Raw genomic sequence first — 18,655 nt, 5'->3', positions numbered from 1 at the left:
ATCTGAGCGTCGAACAAGAACGGCCGTTGTTTGTTCCGCTGGCTGCGCCTCAACTGACGAAGCGGGCCACGGGCACCCCAACTCTATCGGGAGCCTGGCCTGAGCACGGCGTCAAATAGCCAACCGATTGCGCCGCGCGAATAGGTCACACCTTGATACAGGTGGAGAGCCATGCGCGCCCACCAGACATAGAGCTTCGGCGACCGGGCCACCTGTGCAAGGTGGAAGATCCGGCCGCTCCAGAGCGATATGGCGTAGCGCGTACGATAGATGAGCTTGCGCCGCATACGGAGCGGCGCGCCCATTTGGAGGTTCCTCTTGACGGGAACAATCGCCGGCGGCTTCCAGGCAAGGCGATAGGCAAGTCCTTCACGCCGATGCCGCAGCCCGGCGGCCTGTGTCCGGCGAATGAACCCCGGACCCACTTCGCGCAGCGCCAGCCGACCCTCGCCGAGAGCGACGGTGACGAGTTCACCGAGTTCGGCGTTGCGAACGATGACCACATTGGTGCCACGCCGCCCGTCCGAGGAATATGGCTCAACCCACGCGTCGCCAAAGGCGATGTCTGCGCGCAGCAGATTTACGGCCTTGATGAAGCAGGGAATGCCGACAATCGCGTAGCGGCCGGGCGTGGTGCGGATGGTGCGAAGCACCTCGGAAAGTTCGACCGGATAGTATCGCGAACAGGCACCTGCGCGCACATCCGGGATACTCCTCGAGATCGTGTAACGGAACAGGCGCCCCTCCACGCTTGGATTGCAAGGAACGACATGGGCGACACCGTCGACCAGTTGCCGACGCAGCAGTTCCGCCGCCATCCAGCTGACCATTCCGCCGGATGACAGCGCCTCGGTGTTCCCCGAGGAATTTCAGGATTCCCCCCCGGCTGACGAAACCCGTCGATCCGAAGGTGCTGCTGCAAGCCATCGCGCAGTTCCGCCGGACCGGGAGTTGAGCAGCCACACCCCTTAGGGCCGAGGAGCGGCCGACAAAGGTCAAGCGGCAGAGCAGAGCAAGAGACGTCGCAAATTGTACTTCATCGGCGTCAGGACGGTTGGCGGTAGCCGCGCCGGCTCTTCTTGATCTGCAGGCGAAGCATGGCGGCCTCTGCTTCCGACGTCGTCGCGAAGGTATCGAGACGCGTGCGGCCACGGGTGCCGATACGGCCCCAGTTGCGGGTCACGCAGGTCTCGCCGAACAGGGTCGGCGACACCTCCATTGCGTAGAACCGCGCCATGTTTTTCGAGTCGTCGATACGGTGCAGCAGAACGGAACTGTCGGTGTCTCTACCCATGCCGCCATGATGCGCCGTGGGGTTGCGTGGCGTCCAACGCATTCAGTGAATCGTTGGAGGTGATCGATTCACGGTGCTGATGAGTTGCCCAGCACGGATAGCCGCACCGGCGCCGAGGTGACGGAACCACCAGCGCGGCAGTCGGTCAGGCCCTCACTCCTCCGGCAAACCGGCGAAGCGCATGTGTTCGATCCAGCGATCGAGGCTTCCGGGAGCTGTGTAGTTCTTCGACCATTTCCTGCGTTGCTCATGGATGGAATCGCGGGGGGAGTCCTTCAGGAACACCGCCAGCGCTTTTTTGGCCTCCTCCTTGTTCCCCAGGCAGGCATAGATGCCCGCCAGCATACGGTGCGCGCCGTTCGGGATCCTGGACATTTTCCGCATTGCCGTCAGCGCAGCCCCGCAATCGTTCTTTTCGTAGAGGGCCCAGCCCATCTGCCAGTGGAACCAGTCGGGGTGGAAAGGATCGATGCCCTTGGCCCGTTCGATCCGATCGATCGCTTCGTCGGTACGGCCAACATTCAGCAGCAGGCCGGCACTGTGGACGAGGATATCCGAATCGCTCGGGTTCAGGGCTATCGCCTGATCGTACCGCGCGAGGGCCTGCTCGACTTCTCCGGCTTCCGAGTGGATCTGGGCGCGGACAAATTGCGAATCGGAGTCGTCCGGAGCAAGCAGGATGGCCTTGTCGGCGTAGTCAGCGGCGCTCTTCAACGCCTCTTCGTAAGTCTGCTCCGGCTCGTGCCACCCGAACACAGCGGCATTGCGGTAGGACCAGGCCATCCCGATATATCCGAACTGGGCGTTCGGATCCGCTTCGAGCGACTTGAGGCTCAACTGCCGCAGCTGCTTGTTCCCCGCGGCAGAGAAGTCATTCCGTATCTCGATCCCTCCCATCAGATAGTAGCGCAGCGCGCTGACCTGCGCGGCGTCGCCCTGTGGCAAGGGGCGTTCGATTCTCTGCCCGACCCGATCCGCAAGCGTGCGTATGATCTGCTCCTGGACACCGAAAAGGTCGCCGATCTCGCGGTTGTAGGTGTTGGCCCAGATGTGCGATCCGTCATGCGCGTCCAGCAGCTGGGCGGTCACTTTCAGCCGATCTCCGACCTTCTGCTGGCTGCCCTCGAGCAGATAGTCGACGCCGAGCTCGCTCCCGATCTGCCTCGCATCGAGCGGCTGGTCACGGTACTTGAAGCTGGAGTTGCGGGCGATGACGGCATAGGTCTTGCTCCGTGCCAGCTCGGTGATGATCCCCTCGGCCACGGCATCGCTGAGATATCCCTTGTCCGCGCCCGCGCTGAGGTCTTCGAAGGGAAGGACCGCAATCCTGGGCATGTCGCTCGGGCGAACCGGCGCGGTGCGCCAGATCCCGGTCCCGTAATATGTGCCGATCGCTGCTGCCACGAGTGCGAGCGCGGCAGGAATGAAGGCGCGCGGCCGCGCTCGTCGCCAGGCGCGTTCCGTGCCGACTGCCGCGTTCGCGGTCTGTCGCGTCCGATCGTCGACATTCAGCCGGTAGCCCCGCTTGGGGAGAGTTTCCACAATCACGTGCCCGTCGTCGCCCAGCGCGCGGCGAATGTCGGCGATGCATTGAGTAAGGCTGTCGTCGGTCACGAAGGTGTCCGGCCAGACCGCCTGCATCAGGGCATCCTTTGAAACGATCTCGTCCGGCCGCGCCGCGAGCACGGCGAGCACCTCGGCTGACTGGCAGCGAAGATCGACCGCCCGGCCTTCAGCGGTTCGGAGCTCTCTGTTTTTGGGCAGGAACACGAAACCGCGGAGCGTGACCGTTTCAGCAGATTTCGGGTCAATTTCAGGGGCCTTTCGGGACATTTCACCCTCCTGGCGCGCTGGCTGGATTTTACCCAATTCGGACGTGGCTTCCAAGCGACGTCATCAGCACCGGATTGGGAAGGAGGACGACATGAAACGCACCAGGCTTCTCATCGCGCTCGCTCTTCTTCTGGCAGCGCCAGCGGTTGCGACAGCGGATTCGCGTGTCGCGAAACTTTGCGGCCCCGACCATGTCAATGAGGTCGCCGACGACGACGACGTCCGCGCCAACCCTGACGGATTCTATGTCGCCAGCCTTAGGGAACAGCTCAGCGAAGGCGACCCACGCATCTTCCTGACCACGAGCGATGCGTTCTATCTCTGCACCCGGTCGGCCGCGACCCCGGACATGGACACGTCGAAGGCGCTGCTGCTGATGCGGGAACGCACCGTGAAGTACCTTTTCGTGCCGGTCGTTCGGCGCGGCACACGCGGTTCCTCGTGAGCGCCGCGAACCGCACTCCAGGACATGTTGCAACGACAGGAGGAACACCATGAAGCTGCTATCCAGCCGCGCGCGCGGCATGGGCGTGCTCTTGCTCTCGCTGGGTGCCTTCGGGCTCTCGACGCCAGCCGCGATGTCGGCAGACGGCACATTCGTCGTCAAGCCGGTGGTCGAGAAGAGGGTGAAGGAACTGCCGGTGGAACCTTTATACTGGCGGCTGGAGAATTTTCCGACGCTGTCCGAGGCCGAGGGCGCCGCAACCCCGACTTCTCTTGCCGCGGAGGTCGCGGGAAAGGTCTGGCTGTTCACGCTCGGGCCGAAGGGCGGGTCCACCGCCGGAGGGACCAAGATCGCCGAGATCGGTCCGCTTCCGCCGCTCGAGGCGAGCGAGTATCTGCTGCGCGTCAATCGCGCCGGCGGCGCGCCCGGCGTCAAGACGCCAATCCATACACATCCAGGCCCGGAGGCCTTCTATGTGCTGGCCGGCAGGCTGGGCCAGAGAACGCCTCACGGCGTCGCCTATGCCGAGGCCGGGACGACGATGGTCGGACACGCGGCCGATACGCCGATGGAGGTGTTCAGCGCCGGCACGACCGATCTCGACGAACTTGCGATCTTCGTGGTGGACGCCGGCCGGCCGTTCTCGTCACCGGCCAGCTTCGACTAGCGCTGCTCGACAAGGTATCGACCATGGCCCTCCGACCGGTCTAGGCTGCGTCGCGCTCCATTGCCGAAGGGTTGTGTTGCGCGCCTTCCGGAATCACGCGATAGCGGTCTGACCTAGCTGCGGTGAGATCGGCTTGCGCAGGGCCACGTCCAGTTCGCCCTCGATGAAGGCCGCGGCCGACAGCAGGCCCTGCTCGTTGCGGGGTCGCGCCACCACCTGTAGGCCAACTGGCAAACCCTGCGGGGTGAAGCCGCAAGGCATCGACAGGCAGGGGGCCGTGGTCAGCGTGATCGCATAGGCGATGGCCAGCCAGTCGATATAGGTTTCGAACCTGTGACCCGCGCACTCCTCCACGTAGCGCTGCTCAACGGGGAAGGGTGCAACGATCGTCGCCGGCGTCAGGAGCAGATCGTAGTCCTCGAAGAAGGCGACGGTGCGCGCGATGATCGCGGCACGCTTTTCCTGTGCGTCTATGATCTCCGCCGCCGTCAGACGCTGTCCCTTCTCGACGTTCCAGACCATCTCCGGCTTGAGCAACTCCGGGAAGTCGCGCAGCTTATGGCCGTGGGAGGCGGCATACTGATAGGCGCGCAGCGTCTGGAACACGTCGTGCGCTTCCCTGAGATCGGGATGCGCGTCGACCACCTCCACTCCGGCGCGGGTGAGCCTGTCCGCGGCCGCGCGGCAGACTGCGACCACGGCCGGGTCGACCGGCGTGATGCCGAGACCCGTACTGAAAGCAACCCGCCGTGGCTTGCGCGGACAGAGCGCGGCATCGATGAAGGAGGTCGGCAACCGCGGCAGGGAAAGGGGATCGGATGGGTTCTCGCCGGCCATCGCATCGAGCAGGAGCGCGGCGTCGGCGATGTTGCGCGCCATCGGACCTTCGGCGCCGAGCAGACTGTCGACGAGGACGCCGGGATTGCGTGCGACGCGGCCGGGGCTCGGGCGTATGCCGACGACCCCGCAGAAGGAGGCCGGATTGCGCAACGAGCCGCCCATGTCGTTGCCATGCGCCACCCATGCCATGCCCGTGGCAAGCGCTGCGGCAGATCCGCCAGACGAACCGGATGCCGACCGCGACAGGTCCCACGGGTTCAGCGTGGCGCCAAATACCTCGTTGAAGGTGTTTCCGCCTGCGCCGAACTCCGGGACGTTCGACTTGGCAAAGACCACGCCGCCCTGATCCTCAATGGTCTTGACGACGATGTCCGACCGTTGCGGGACATTGTCCCTGTAGATCGGCGAGCCATGCGTCGTTCGCACGCCCGCCACTTCGGCCAGATCCTTGATGGGCAGCGGCAGGCCCGCGAGGATGCCGCGTTCCCCAGCCGGCGTGCTCATGATGTGCCGGGCATGGTCGCGCGCCCTGTCGAAGCAAAGCGTCGGCAGCGCATTGACGAGCGGGTCTACCTGCGCGACGCGCCGCTCCACCGCATCCAGCAGGTCGAGCGGCGAGACCTCTTCCCGCCTCAGCAAACCGACGACTTCGACCGCCGTCAGATCAGTCAGTTCTGAAGTCATCATGCCCCTCGCTGCATGCGTATGAATGCGCGGGATCGGCTCATCCCGCGCGCCTGTGTCAGATGCGAAAATCCTTGGTCTCCGGCAGCACCTGCCCGCCATCGACTATGATCGACGTACCGGTGATATAGCTTGCCTCGTCCGAGGCCAGGAAGGCCACGGCGTTGGCGACGTCTATCGGCGTCCCCAACCGGCCGAGCGGGACGGCCGCCTTCATGCTGTCGATAAAATCCTGCGTGCGCTCGGCCTTCATTCCCTCGGTGAGGATGTTGCCGGGCTCGACCGCGTTCACGGTGATGCCGCATGAGGCGAATTCGAGCGCTGCTGTCTTGATGAAGCCGTTGATGCCCGCCTTGCTGGCGGAATAGTGCGCATGGCCAGGGCTGGATACCCGCGGTCCTGTGATCGACGAGATGAATATCAGCCGGCCGCCGCCGTTGCGCTTCATCGGCTCCAGCGCGGCTCGCGCGGTCAGGAATGCGCTGCGCAGGTTCACTCCCAGCACGGCGTCCCACTCCTCAACCGAGATGTCGTGGATGAGCGACCACGGATAGATGGCGGCGTTCTGCACCAGGATATCGAGCCGGCCGAAACGCTCGACCGCGGCCGCCACAAGCTTGTCCGCGGCTTCTCCGCTCCCGATGTCGATATGCATCGCATGCGCGCGTCCGGTCTGCGCAATGCGTTCGGCGGTGGCCTCGGCAAGTGGGAGATCGCGGTCTGCGACGACCACAGTCGCGCCGTCGTCGCCAAAGCGTTCGGCAATCGCCGCCCCGATGCCACGTCCCGCCCCGACCACAATCGCGATCCGGCCGGCCAGCCTGCCTGTCTGCCGCGGCATTGTCGCCGCGCTGCCATGGATGTTCATGCGTTTTCCACTCTACCAGAGGAGGCCAAAGCTCCGGCTTCGCCTAGTTGCTCGGCCCGAATTCGATGACCTTGCCCGTGCGGATGCTCTCGTCGGCCGCCATCACGATGCGCATGCTGTCGACGGCACGGCGCATATGGTCGGAGAGATCGCGGTCGTTGACGATCGCGTCGAGCAGGAATGCCTGCTTGCGTTCGCACAGTTGGGTGTGGTCGAGCTGCTCCGGAATGTCGATGTCCTCGTCGCCGTGGACAAGCCTGTTCTCCGGCCCGATTTCCGAACGGTGCAGACGCAACGGCCTGATCTTGGAATGGGTGTGGATGTCGGAGGACGTGGCAGTCATCGCGCCCGCCGGTGTCGGGTCCACGATATCCGGCGCAAGGACGCTCACCGACCCTTTCGGACCCATGAAGTCCTTCACGATGAAGGCCGTCTGGCTCATCATTGGCCCCCATCCTGCTTCGTACCAGCCCACGGACCCGTCCTCGAAGACGACCTGCAACTGGCCGTAGTTGTACATGTCGGACGCGATCTCGTCGCTGAGCCGCGCGCCTATCGCATGAACGCGAACCGGCTGCGAGCCCGTCACCGCGCACATGAAGTCTACATAGTGGACGCCGCAGTCGACCACCGGTGAAGACGACGCCATGAGATCCTTGTGCCAGTTCCAGGCGGGTCCGATGGACTGCTGGTTGAGGTTCATGCGCATGACCAGCGGCTTGCCCAGGGTCTTGATCACCTCCGCAAGCCTGATCCACATCGGGCTGTGAGGCGCCGAGATGCCCACAAGCAATTTCCGGTTCGCCGCCGTCGCCGCAGCAACCACCCTTTCCGCCTCCTCGACGGTCTGGGAGATCGGCTTTTCGAGGAAGACATGGGCGCCTGCCTTGAAAGCGGCGATCGCATAATCCGCATGCGTATTCGGCCAGGTGCAGATGGCCACCACGTCCGGCGAGAGGGCGGTCAGCGCCTCGTGATAGTCGGCAAAGCGGGGGATGTCGCTCCACCGCTCCGGCAGGTCGTTGCGGGAGGCGATTCCGCGGGCGCACAGACCGGCCAGACGGTATCCATCCAGTCGCTCATAGGCGAGCGCGTGCGACATCCCCATGTGGCCGAGGCCTACAACCAGAACACTGAGTTCGCCCGACATCGCATGATCCCCCGCCGCGAGCCATGGAGGATAGACGGTGCCATTTTTATTTGTCAAGAACCCAGACGAATTGGCTGCCGAGCAGCTGCGGGTTGAGAGGTTGGATCGTCGCGCATTCTTTGGATTGGCAAAATCGGAGCGGTTTGGATAGCTTATCAGCGGGGCGAAGAGACTGATATACCCTAGCTGCAGAAGCGTGGCTTTCAATTAAGTCAGCGACCCTCACTATGTATCCGGTAAAGGCGATGGCCAGACGGCAGGAGACGAACACACCCGTTGCGAGGCAACTGTCCGTGCAGGCAGTCATCGACGCGTTTCTTGAGCGCGGCTCGATTACCCGGGCCCGGCTTGCCGAGATCACCGGCTTGTCGAAACAGACGATGTCAGAGGTCGTGCGCGATCTCGTTGCCGAAGGGTGGCTGCGAGAAAGCGGCCAGGAAACCGGCTCGGTCGGCCGACGGGCGGTCATTTATGAATTCCAGGAGAGTGCCTGCTACGTGCTGGGGGTCGACCTTGGCGGGGTCACTCTGCGCGTGGCGGTCGCAGCCCTGAACGGCAACGTGATCGTCGAAGACGTAGAGGAGACCGACCGCCGCGGCGGCATCTATGTCATCGACCAGATTTCTACCCTCGTGGGCCGTATGTTCGCGCGCTCGGGCGTCAACCGCCGGAGTGTGCGAATGGGGGTGATCGCCGTCTCCGGCATACATCAGCAGAGCACCGGGGCAATTCTTGCCGCCTCGAACATCTCTGGCGTTGCCGACATCGACTTCGCGGGAATCCTGAGCGAAAGGCTTCAGCTGCCGCTGTTCATCGAGAACGCCGTCGACATGGCGACGCGTGGCGAGCGCTGGCGGGGCGGGGCCCGAAACGTCGACAATTTCGTGTTCATAGGCCATGGCGCCGGCATCGGCATGGGCGCGGTGATCGATGGAAAGCTCGTGAAGGGACGGCGCGGCGCGATCGGCGAGATCGCGTTTCTGCCAATCGGCGCAAATCCCTTCGACCCGCGCAACTTTGCGGTCGGCACGCTGGAAGCGGAGGTCGGCGCAGCTGCCATGGTGCGCAAGTTCGAGGGCTATGGCGGCGCAACCGGGGCAAGTGTTCGCGACATCTTCGCGGCGCTTGATGAAGGCTCGGTCGCTGCCGACATGGTGGTAGAGGAAACGGCGCGTCTCGTTGCACTTGCTGTTGCGTCGATCGCCGCCATTCTCGACCCCGAGCTGCTGATCATGGGCGGCCAGATCGGGGTTCATCCAGCGATGATCGAGCGTGTTCGACGATTCCTGCCGCGCTGCTCGCCGATCGTCATGCGCATCGAGTCGGCCACGCTCGGTCCGCGCGCTCAGCTCATCGGAGCCCTCGGCGCTGGCATCGAGCTCACCTGTGGCCAGCTGTTTGGAACGCCGCTTGCGCCGTACCCATTGCGCCCACGGCCCTGAAGAATTCCCACAGGATCGCAGTCAGGCGAGTTTCTCCGCTTCTGGTTGTTGAACAACTGCAGTGTTCGTAGGCCGGAAAAGGGCCAGTTCTACGCCTCTGGCGCGAACATGCAGCGAAAATTAGTCTGGGTCATTGACAAATTTAGATACCTGCTCGATTTTCAGCAAAAAAGGGGGAGTGCGGGTGGCTCGGTACGTCATCAGACAGTTCGCGTTGTCGCTGGCCGTCATGATCGCGGTATCGGTTGTCGGCTTCGTGCTGCTGCGCGCCTCGGGGGACCTGGCGCTGCGGATCGCCGGCGCCGAGGCGCTTGCGGAGGATGTCGAGCGCATCCGGGCCGCCTATGGACTGGATCGTTCGCTGATCGTCCAATACCTGGACTGGGCCTGGAAGGCGCTCCAAGGCGATCTTGGGCGCTCGCTTTTCTTTCCCGAGGACGTTTCCACGCTTATCGCCCAGCGCTTGCCCATCACGCTCGGCCTCGGCGCGCTCGGCCTCGGCGCCGCCATCCTGATCGGACTGCCGCTAGGCACGCTGTCAGCGCTTCGCCCCAATGGCCTTCTGGATCGCGCCGTGCTCGCCGTCGCCGTGCTCGGCCAGGCGATGCCGCCATTCTGGCTCGGGCTGCTGCTCATCATCTTCTTCGGCCTCACCCTTGGGATCTTGCCGGTTTCCGGCTCGGAAACGTGGCAACATCTCGTGCTGCCGACACTGGTGCTTGCCATTGCGACCATGCCCACGATCATGCGCCTGACGCGCTCGGGCATGATCGACGCGCTGCGCGCGGACTACATCCGCACCGCGCGCGCCAAAGGGCTGCAACCGCTGTCGGTCGTAGTCAAGCATGCCCTGCGCAATGCGCTCATTCCAGTCGTGGCCATCGCAGCCGTCCAACTGGGCGCCCTGATCGGCGGCTCGGTCGTGCTGGAAACGGTCTTTGGCATCCAGGGGCTCGGCTACCTCGCCTGGGAATCGATCAACCGGGCTGATTTCCCGGTCGTCCAGGCGACCGTGATGGTGCTCGGTGTCATCTACTGCATCCTCACCTTCGTCAGCGACATGCTGCACGCATTCCTCGACCCCCGGCTGAGGGATCAGTAATGTCTATCGAACAAGCATCTCCAGTCGAGTTCGCTCGGGTTACATTCACGCAGAATGTGCGCCGATGGCTCTCGAACACCGGCGTCACGATCGGTGGCGGCCTGTTCATCCTCATTGTATTCGCCGCGCTGGTCGGGCCGTATCTCGTGCCCAACGACGCCTTCGATCAAAGTCTGGTCAAGCGCCTGCGGCCTCCGGTGTGGAGCGGGGGGACGATGGAGCACCCCCTCGGTACCGACCATCTTGGCCGTGACTACCTCGCGCGCCTGCTTTGGGGCGGCCGCATTTCGCTGATGATCGGCTTCTCGACGATCCTCGTCGCCGGCGTCCTTGGAACCGCGATGGGCGTGCTTGCGGGGTTCTATGGCGGCCGCGTCGATTTCGTCGTGCGCTTCCTCATCATGGTGCGGCTGGCGCTGCCGGCCGTCCTGATCGCGCTGGCGATCGCCTTTATCGCCGGCCCGTCGCTCCTGCTGCTGGTATTGGTGCTGGGTCTGCTTCTCTGGGACCGGTTTGCCGTGGTGGCGCGGGCGACGACCTTGCAGTTGCGCAATCGGGAGTTCGTGACCGCCGCCTTCGCAGTCGGATGCTCTGACGCGACCATCATCCGACGCGATATTCTGCCCAACATCTCCAACCAGATCATCGTTATCGCGACGGTGGAACTGGCCAATGCCGTGCTGATCGCCGCCGCGCTGTCCTTCCTGGGCCTTGGCGTCCAGCCGCCGCTCCCCGACTGGGGCCTGATGATCGCGGAGGGCAAGCAGTATATCCTGTTCTCGCCCTATCTGATCACCTTGCCCGGCCTGGCAATGATGCTGCTCGTGCTGGCGGTGAACCTGCTGGGCGACGGCATCCGCGACGTCACCGATCCGGAGGCCAAGGGACGATGAGCGCCCGCGACCCCGTCCTCAGCGTGCGCGACATGAGTGTCACCCTGCCGCATCGCCTTGGCAAGGTTCATGCCGTGCGCGACGTTTCCTTCGACGTCGGCCGTGGCGAGACCGTCTGCATCGTCGGCGAGAGCGGATGCGGCAAATCGATGTCGGCAATGGCGATCCTCAACCTCTTGCCGCGCGGAGCCGAGCGACAGGCCGCTAGCCTCTCCTTCCTCGGGGAAGACCTTCTGACCGCCAGCGAGAAGCGTCTTCGCGACATTCGCGGGGACCGCATCGGCGTCATCTTCCAGGAGCCGCTGACCGCACTGAACCCCTCGCTGACCATCGGCGAGCAACTGATGGAGGTGTTCAGGCGTCATCGTCCCGGGCAGCGCGGCGATGCCCGCGCGCGCGCCATCGACATGCTCGGACAGGTGGGCGTGCCGAGTCCCGCCGAGCGGATGGACCAATACCCGCATCATCTCTCGGGCGGGCTTCGTCAGCGCGTTGTGATCGCCATGGCGTTGATGTGCGAGCCGGCCCTGATCATTGCCGACGAACCGACGACGGCGCTGGACGTCACCATCCAGGCACAGATCCTGCGACTGCTCATCGATCTCAAGGACCGCTTCGGGCTGGCGCTGCTTTTGATCACGCACGATCTGGCGGTGGCATCGCGTGTCGCCGACCGGATCGTGGTCATGTATGGCGGCCAGGTGGTGGAAACGGCGCCGACCGGCACGTTCTTCGCCGACCCCCTCCATCCCTATGCACGCGGGCTGTTGGGCTGTTTGCCCTCCGTCGGAGCGACGGCGCGCGGTGCGCCGCTGCAGGTCATCCCCGGCACGGTGCCCAGCCTGATCGGCGAACTGCGCGGCTGCACCTTCAGGGATCGCTGCTCCGAGGCTGGCCCCGGCTGCGATGCGGACCGTATCGAATTGCGGATGGATGCAGATCACGGCGTGCGCTGCATACGCGCTGTGCACGCGAGGGTGGCCGAATGACCCAGCACAGCCGGCGTCCCCTCGTGATCGAGGCACGCGACGTGACCAAGACGTATCACGTCACCTCTGGCATCTTCGGCAAACAGCGCACGATCGACGCAGTGAAGGGCGTATCGATCCAGCTGGCAGAGAACGAAGCGCTGGGTCTCATCGGCGAAAGCGGCTGCGGAAAGTCCACGCTTTCACGCATGCTGCTGGGTCTCGAAGCGCCGAGTTCAGGCGAGGTGCTGCTCGACGGCAAGCCCATATCGGGTCTGTCACGCCGCGGCGTGGCCCGTGTATTGCAGCCGGTGTTCCAGGATCCCTACTCGTCGCTCAATCCGCGGGAGACCGTCGAGAGCGCGGTGGAACGCCCGCTTTATGTGCACGCCATCTCCGATGCAGCAGGTCGTCGGAAACGTGTGGCCGAGGTCATCGACGCGGTCGGTCTGCCACGGCGCGCGCTCTCCAGCTACCCCAACCAGCTTTCGGGCGGCCAGCGCCAGCGGGTGGCGATCGCACGTGCCCTGGCGCTGGAGCCACGCATCCTGATCTGCGACGAGCCTACCTCCGCGCTCGACGTGTCCGTGCAGGCCCAGATCCTGAACCTGCTCAACGAACTACGGCATTCCGCCGGCCTGTCGCTGATCCTTATCAGCCACAACCTGCAGGTGGTGCAGTTTCTGGCCGACCGCGTCGCGGTGATGTTCTTCGGTGAAATCGTTGAGGAGGGGCCTTCAGCGCAGATCATGCGCGCGCCGGCCCATGACTACACAAGGCGGCTGCTCGCCTCGGCGCTGGACATCGCGCCAGGCGCCGGGATCCCGGAAATCGACAGAGCGCAGCCAAGCCTCGGCCAGACGAGGCAGGGGTGATCGAACGAAGGGCCGCAGGGCGGCTCATTTGCGGTCAGACCCCATCCGCTCATGCTTGCCGGTCCAACATCAGAGGGAGAAGTAGAACATGAAATTCATCAGGACAGCTGCGGCGATCGCCGCCCTCGCCACGACGGCGCTGGCGCCGGTCGCGGCTCATGCAGGTAAAGCGGACGACACTCTGCGTATCGTTTGGAAGGAGTCCGTGCCGAACGTCGATCCGCACTTCAACCAGCTCCGTTCAGGCATCATCATCAACTCGCTGGTGATGGACACGCTGGTCCTGAAGAATTCCAAAACGGGCGACTTCGATCCGCTTCTTGCCACGGAATGGGACTGGACCGACGATACCACCATCCGCTTCAAGCTGCGCGAAGGCGTGAAGTTCCACAATGGCGAGCCTTTCGACGCCGACGACGTCGTCTACACGCTGAACTTCCTGGTCAACCCCGACAACAAGATCCTGACCCCCAACAATAGCAGCTTCATCAAGGAAGCGCTGAAGGTCGATCAGTTCACCGTTGACGTGAAGCTGAAGACGCCGTTTCCGGCAGCGATGGAATATCTGGCCGGACCGCTCTTCATCTATCCAAACGAATACCACGCCAAGGTCGGCCCGGAGGGCATGGGCAAGGCGCTGGTCGGCACGGGACCGTATGTCATGAAGGAGATCGATGGCGTCAGCCGCTACTTCATGAGCCGCAATCCTGAGTACTTCGAGAGCCCGAAACTTCCTGCGGCGATCGGCAACATTGAGATTCGCGTTGTCAACGACGAGGCGACCGAGCTGTTGGAGTTGATCTCCCGCAAGGCTGACTGGATCTGGAAATTCAACGCGGACCAGGTGGCGCAGCTCGACGCGCAGCCGAATATTCAGGCCAATCTCTACGAGTCGATGCGTATCGGCTTCCTCAATTTCAACATCGTCGGCGCCGGCGATGGCAAGGACAACCCAATCGCCAACGTGAAGGTACGGCAGGCGTTGGCGCACGCCATCAACAAGCAGGAACTGGTGCAGCACCTCGTGCAGGGCGATTCCCGTGCGCTCGACACGCCCTGCTTCCCTGAGCAGTTCGGGTGCAATGCCGATGCGACCGTGAAGTACGAATACAACCCCGAGAAAGCCAAGGCCCTGCTCGCCGAAGCAGGTTACCCTGACGGGTTCTCGACGCAGGTGATCGGCGCGCGCAGCTCGCAGTGGGTCGCGAAGGTTCAGGAGGATTTGACCAAGGTCGGCCTCAAGGTCGATGCCTCCGTGATCCAGGGTGCGGCGCTGGTGGATCTGTTCGGAAAAGGCCAGGTTCCGGTGGGCTACTGGGATTGGGGCTCCTATTCGGTGATGGACGTCTCGGCGATCCTGCCTGCCTTCTTTGGCGGCCAGTCGTCTTCCGACCGGGTGGGCGACGCCGAGGTGGCGGAGCTTGTCGCCAAGGGCGGCAGCGAGGTCGATCCGGCCAAGCGCAAGGCCATCTACGACGAGGCCATCAAGCTGATAACGGAACGCGCTCTCATGGTGCCGATCCACTCCTTCGTGGTTCCTTACGCTTTCACCGAGGAACTGGACTTCACGCCGACCGCGGACGAAACCCCGCGGTTCTACCACGCCAAGTGGAAGTAAGGATGATCACGCCGGTCGCCCCGGCGTGACCACCCGCATCTTTCCGCGATCCGGTCGCAAGGGCCGGATCGCCCGCTCCGAGCAAATGATGGCGCCCATGCCGGCAAGTTCTGAAACCTATTCCATCGCCGGCCTCGAAAGGCCTGTCGAGATCCTGGTCGACCGCTGGGGCGTGCCGCACGTCTATGCGGCCGACGACCTGGACGTGTTCGTCGGTCAGGGCTTTGCGGTTGCCCGCGACCGGCTTTGGCAGATCGATGTTTGGCGTAAACGCGGGCTCGGTCAGCTTGCGGCCGACTATGGGCCATCCTTCGTGGAAGCCGACCGCGCGGCGCGTCTTTTGCTCTATCGCGGCGACATCGAGCCCGAATGGGCGGCCTATGGCGAAGACGCTCGCGCCGTTACCGAGGCCTTCGTGCGCGGTATCAACGCCTATATCGCGCTGGTCGACGCAGAGCCCGCGCGCATGCCGGTGGAGTTTACGCGCACCGGAACACGGCCTGCGCGCTGGAACGCCGAGGACTGTGTGCGCATCCGCAGCCATGGGCCGCTGTACAACTTCGCCCGCGAGTTGATCCGGGCCGACATCGTCGGCGCGTTCGGCATGGAGGCCGAACTCGCCCGCAAGCGCCCGGAGCCGAAATGGACGATCATTCCGGCAGAGGGGCTTGGCGCAGAGCCGATACCGGCGGAGGTCAGGCGCATCTTCGAGCTGGGCACCGGCCAGCCGAATTTTGCCGACGCCAGCAATCCCTCCGCCGAACTCGGCGGAAGCAACAACTGGGCCATCGCCGGTAGCCGCACTGACACTGGCCGGCCGATCCTCGCCAGCGACCCGCACCGGCTGCTCCTGCTTCCGGCGTTGCGCTACGTCTCCCATCTCAGTGCGCCCGGCCTCGACGTCATCGGCGCGGGCGAGCCCGCAATTCCGGGGATCGCAATCGGCCACAATGCGACCAGCGCCTTCTGCCTGACGATCCACCCGGCCGACCAGTCCGACCTCTACGTCTACGAGCTCGATCCGGAAGATTCCTCGACCTACCGCTATGGCGATGGTTGGGAACACATGGAGATTGTCGAGGAGGAGCTGGCGGTTCGCGGCGAGGTCTCGCGCAAGATCCAGCTAACTTTTACCCGGCACGGCCCGGTGCTTCATGTCGATCACCAGGCCCGCCGCGCCTATGTGCTGCGGTCGATCTGGTCCCAGCCGGGCTCGGCGCCCTATTTCGGGGCGCTGCGCTACATTCGGGCGACGTCCTGGGACGAGTTTGTCGAGGCGCGCAGTCATTGGCTGACCCCGACCGTGAACCACGTCTATGCCGATGTTTCAGGCGACATCGGGTGGATAATGTCCGGCCATGTGCCCACCCGACGCGATTGGGACGGGCTGCTGCCCGTTGCCGGCGACGGCAGCCGGGAGTGGGACGGCTTCATGCCGGCCGACGCACACCCGAGCATCCACAATCCGGCGCGCGGCTGGGTCGCCACCGCCAACGAGATGAACCTTCCGGAGGATTTCGACTACGCCACCTGGCGCCCCGGCTTCGAGTGGTGCGACCCAACACGCTATCAGGCGATCGCACGCGAACTGGAGAAGGGCAAGCGGCACGGCCTCGGAGACAGCCAGGCGCTGCAAACGAGCTTTGCCTCCATCACCGCTGAGCGTCTCGTTGCGGCACTTCCGGGCGTTACGCTCGTCGCAGGCGAGGCGCGCCGCGCCGCCGCGCTTCTCGGCGATTGGGACGGCGTCGTTGGCGGAGACTCCGCAGCGGCGATGCTGTTCGAGATATGGTTCCGCCGCCACCTGATAGAAGCAGTCCTGGAGCAGCTCGCACCCGGTGCATTCGCACGTATCGGCGCGACCGACATAGCCGGCTACGACACATTGCAGATCACCGACCTCATGGTGCGGCCGGACGCACGGTTCGGGCCTGCGCCGGAAGCACGGCGCGACGAGATCGTGGATACGACGCTTGCCGCAGCCTGGCGGGAGGCGGTGGCGCATGGCGGGCACGACCCATCTGTCTGGCGATGGGACAAGCTGCACCATGCCCAGTTCGTCCACCCGCTGTCGGCCCTGACGGGGACCGCGGACCTTGACACGCCTCGCGTCGGCAAGGGCGGATCCGGACTGACGCCGAATGCCGCCGACTATCGTCCCGACGATTTCCGGATGACCGTCGGCGCCTCCTTCCGGATGGTGCTCGATATCGGCGAATGGGACCGGGGTGTCTTCATCAACGCACCCGGCCAATCCGGCGAGCCGCGCAGCCCGCATTACTCTGATCACCTGGATTATTGGGGACGGGAAGACTATCTGCCGCTGCTCTTCAGTCGCGCTGCAATCGAGTCCGCAACCGAACTGCGGATCATCCTCGAACCGGCTAGCGATGCCCCCTGGTGAATGCAGACGGCTGGCATGCAAGCGTTTCGGCGATGGTGTGGCAGCATGAAGACCGTCTCCGCTTCTTCAAAGGCGAGCGGGCGTTAGCCCGCCCCCTTCAAAGCCAGCCCCGGGGCTCATATTCGGCGACCGAACCGGGTCCAGATCCCGGAGGCCTTGAGATAGATTCGTCGTCCGCCGCGCCGCTCCGCCTAGCGAAAGCGCTGTTCGATGCTCTCCGGCGCTCGCACGATCGAAATCAGCATGCGCAGGGTCGCAGTCTGTTCAATGAGACCCGCCAGAGGGCGGGGACGAACCGAAGCCAGCGGAACCTCGCTCCCGGTGGCGCTCCCGTACGCAGTTGATGAGTTCTTCTCAGTCCGGCCAGCTCAGGAGCCCGGAGGTATCCTTGCGGATGACCATCGTGGCGTAATCCGGCTTCGGGCTCGCAGCGAGCACCGTCTTCAGGCTCTCGGCCACGATCTCCGCTTCGCCCTCATGTAGATTGCAGGGGTCGAGATAGAAATGGCCGCGCTCGACCTCATGATTGCGCACGATGACCGGCGGGTTCGCCTGCGACAGCGCCTTGGCGAGACCCGCTGCAGAATAGCCGGATTCCGGACCAATCTCGATCAAGATGCGGTCGAGCGGATTGTCGGTCGGATCGGGAACCATGCTGGCTTTTATGCCGGGCAGCCCCGCAAGCGTCCTTTCCCAAAGTCGAAGCGCCGCGGTTTCGCGCTGCCGAATCCCCTCGTGATCCCGGTTCTCCCACGCTTCGAGCGCGGCGATCACTCCCGCAATGCTCTCCTTGCCGACTTTCATGCCGCGGCCGATACCCCGATTCTGAAGAAAGGCGGCGCGCACGAGATCCTTCCTGCCCGCGACGATGCCGCTGGTCGGCCCGCCGAGGAACTTATGGCCGCTGTAGATGACGATGTCCGCGCCCTGCCTGAGGAAGCGCTGCAGGTCATACTCCGACGCGGCGTCGACGATCACCGGTACGCCCTTGGCGTGACAGATCTCGGCGAACCGCGGAAGCGACAGCATGCCGTACTGAACGGTATGGTGCGAAACCACGAAGAGGCCGGCTGCGGTCTTCTCCGAAATGGCGTTGGCGACGTGATAGTCGTGAACGACGCTGACCGTGCCGGCCTGGATGACCCTGGCTCCGGTCATTCGGATCCCTTGGTCGATATTGCCGCCGAAATTGACCATGTGTCCGAACTGGACGATGACTTCGCTCTTCAAGCCGTCGCGGATGTCGGGCAATTGCTCGATCGCCAGCAGATCTGCGCCGCAGATGGCGCCTGCGATGGCAAGCGAGATGCCGCTGGCGCAGGAAGCGGTGATGAAGCCCGCTTCGCCGCCGGTCAGGCGAGCGACTACCTTGCTGGCGGTGCGGTGCAGATCGTCCATCTCGACGAATTGCGGCCCGATCTCCGCCATCGCTTGCACCGCTTCCGGCACCATGATGGAAGCGCCAAGCGCGGTCATCGTCCCGGACACGTTGATGATCGGGCGCAGGCCGAGGCGCTCGCGGATCGTCTGGTTCCGTCTCGTTTCATGGCCGTGCATGATCGTATCCTCAGG

The 18,655-nt window shown here is 64.2% G+C and carries 15 protein-coding genes and 1 pseudogene; 9 read left to right on the top strand and 7 right to left on the bottom strand.

The window, feature by feature from the left end; translation table 11 throughout:
* Window positions 1–83 precede the first annotated feature (83 nt).
* The 3 genes and pseudogenes from PD284_RS26795 to PD284_RS26785 all read right to left on the bottom strand — a co-directional run.
* Window positions 84–842 (bottom strand): annotated as a pseudogene (locus PD284_RS26795) (coenzyme F420 hydrogenase/dehydrogenase beta subunit N-terminal domain-containing protein); the annotation flags it as partial.
* A gap of 203 nt (window positions 843–1,045) precedes the next feature.
* A complete protein-coding gene (locus PD284_RS26790) occupies window positions 1,046–1,336 on the bottom strand; it encodes a WGR domain-containing protein (protein WP_274631391.1) in 291 nt (96 codons plus the stop codon).
* A 111-nt stretch (window positions 1,337–1,447) separates the two neighbouring features.
* Window positions 1,448–3,127, bottom strand: a complete 1,680-nt coding sequence (locus PD284_RS26785; protein WP_274631390.1) for a winged helix-turn-helix domain-containing tetratricopeptide repeat protein — start codon at window positions 3,125–3,127, stop codon at window positions 1,448–1,450.
* A gap of 91 nt (window positions 3,128–3,218) precedes the next feature.
* Here PD284_RS26785 and PD284_RS26780 point away from each other — a divergent pair, with 91 nt between their 5' ends.
* Together PD284_RS26780 and PD284_RS26775 are read left to right on the top strand one after the other, a co-directional pair.
* Window positions 3,219–3,572 carry a CBS domain-containing protein gene (locus PD284_RS26780; RefSeq protein WP_274631389.1) on the top strand — a complete coding sequence of 118 codons (354 nt, stop codon included), beginning with the start codon at window positions 3,219–3,221 and terminating at the stop codon, window positions 3,570–3,572.
* A gap of 49 nt (window positions 3,573–3,621) precedes the next feature.
* Window positions 3,622–4,239, top strand: coding sequence for a cupin domain-containing protein (locus PD284_RS26775; RefSeq protein ID WP_274631388.1), 618 nt, complete (start codon window positions 3,622–3,624; stop codon window positions 4,237–4,239).
* A 93-nt stretch (window positions 4,240–4,332) separates the two neighbouring features.
* Here PD284_RS26775 and PD284_RS26770 read toward each other — a convergent pair whose 3' ends face one another.
* From PD284_RS26770 to PD284_RS26760, 3 genes are read right to left on the bottom strand one after another with little or no spacing between them, the layout of a single operon-like run.
* Window positions 4,333–5,763, bottom strand: a complete 1,431-nt coding sequence (locus PD284_RS26770; protein WP_274631387.1) for an amidase — start codon at window positions 5,761–5,763, stop codon at window positions 4,333–4,335.
* A 58-nt stretch (window positions 5,764–5,821) separates the two neighbouring features.
* On the bottom strand, window positions 5,822–6,631 hold the full coding sequence (locus PD284_RS26765; RefSeq protein WP_274631386.1) for an SDR family oxidoreductase: 810 nt from the start codon (window positions 6,629–6,631) through the stop codon (window positions 5,822–5,824).
* A 43-nt stretch (window positions 6,632–6,674) separates the two neighbouring features.
* Window positions 6,675–7,781: a Gfo/Idh/MocA family protein gene (locus PD284_RS26760; RefSeq protein ID WP_274631385.1), complete on the bottom strand. Its 1,107-nt coding sequence runs from the start codon at window positions 7,779–7,781 to the stop codon at window positions 6,675–6,677.
* 245 nt (window positions 7,782–8,026) lie between these two features.
* Here PD284_RS26760 and PD284_RS26755 point away from each other — a divergent pair, with 245 nt between their 5' ends.
* The 7 genes from PD284_RS26755 (at window position 8,027) to PD284_RS26725 (ending at window position 17,083) form a co-directional block, all read left to right on the top strand.
* Window positions 8,027–9,223, top strand: coding sequence for an ROK family transcriptional regulator (locus PD284_RS26755; RefSeq protein WP_274631384.1), 1,197 nt, complete (start codon window positions 8,027–8,029; stop codon window positions 9,221–9,223).
* A 184-nt stretch (window positions 9,224–9,407) separates the two neighbouring features.
* Window positions 9,408–10,325: an ABC transporter permease gene (locus tag PD284_RS26750; RefSeq protein ID WP_274631383.1), complete on the top strand. Its 918-nt coding sequence runs from the start codon at window positions 9,408–9,410 to the stop codon at window positions 10,323–10,325.
* Window positions 10,325–11,218, top strand: a complete 894-nt coding sequence (locus PD284_RS26745) for an ABC transporter permease (protein WP_274631382.1) — start codon at window positions 10,325–10,327, stop codon at window positions 11,216–11,218. Before PD284_RS26750 ends, PD284_RS26745 begins: the two co-directional genes overlap by 1 nt.
* Window positions 11,215–12,207, top strand: coding sequence for an ABC transporter ATP-binding protein (locus PD284_RS26740; RefSeq protein WP_274631381.1), 993 nt, complete (start codon window positions 11,215–11,217; stop codon window positions 12,205–12,207). The genes PD284_RS26745 and PD284_RS26740 overlap by 4 nt, the downstream gene beginning before the upstream one ends.
* Window positions 12,204–13,061 carry an ABC transporter ATP-binding protein gene (locus PD284_RS26735; protein ID WP_274631380.1) on the top strand — a complete coding sequence of 286 codons (858 nt, stop codon included), beginning with the start codon at window positions 12,204–12,206 and terminating at the stop codon, window positions 13,059–13,061. Before PD284_RS26740 ends, PD284_RS26735 begins: the two co-directional genes overlap by 4 nt.
* Window positions 13,062–13,149: 88 nt before the next feature.
* Window positions 13,150–14,679, top strand: a complete 1,530-nt coding sequence (locus PD284_RS26730; protein ID WP_274631379.1) for an ABC transporter substrate-binding protein — start codon at window positions 13,150–13,152, stop codon at window positions 14,677–14,679.
* 97 nt (window positions 14,680–14,776) lie between these two features.
* On the top strand, window positions 14,777–17,083 hold the full coding sequence (locus PD284_RS26725; RefSeq protein WP_274631378.1) for a penicillin acylase family protein: 2,307 nt from the start codon (window positions 14,777–14,779) through the stop codon (window positions 17,081–17,083).
* A 354-nt stretch (window positions 17,084–17,437) separates the two neighbouring features.
* Here the strand turns inward: PD284_RS26725 and PD284_RS26720 are convergent, their stop codons facing one another.
* Window positions 17,438–18,640 (bottom strand): aminotransferase class V-fold PLP-dependent enzyme, encoded by a 1,203-nt coding sequence (locus PD284_RS26720; protein WP_274631410.1) that lies wholly within the window; start codon window positions 18,638–18,640, stop codon window positions 17,438–17,440.
* Between the last annotated feature and the right edge of the window lie 15 nt (window positions 18,641–18,655).

Origin of the sequence: Mesorhizobium shangrilense, assembly GCF_028826155.1 — a bacterium.
GTDB lineage: Bacteria > Pseudomonadota > Alphaproteobacteria > Rhizobiales > Rhizobiaceae > Arvimicrobium > Arvimicrobium flavum.
Note: the sequence above shows the minus strand (reverse complement) of the source record. Positions and strands in the feature narration are given on the sequence as shown.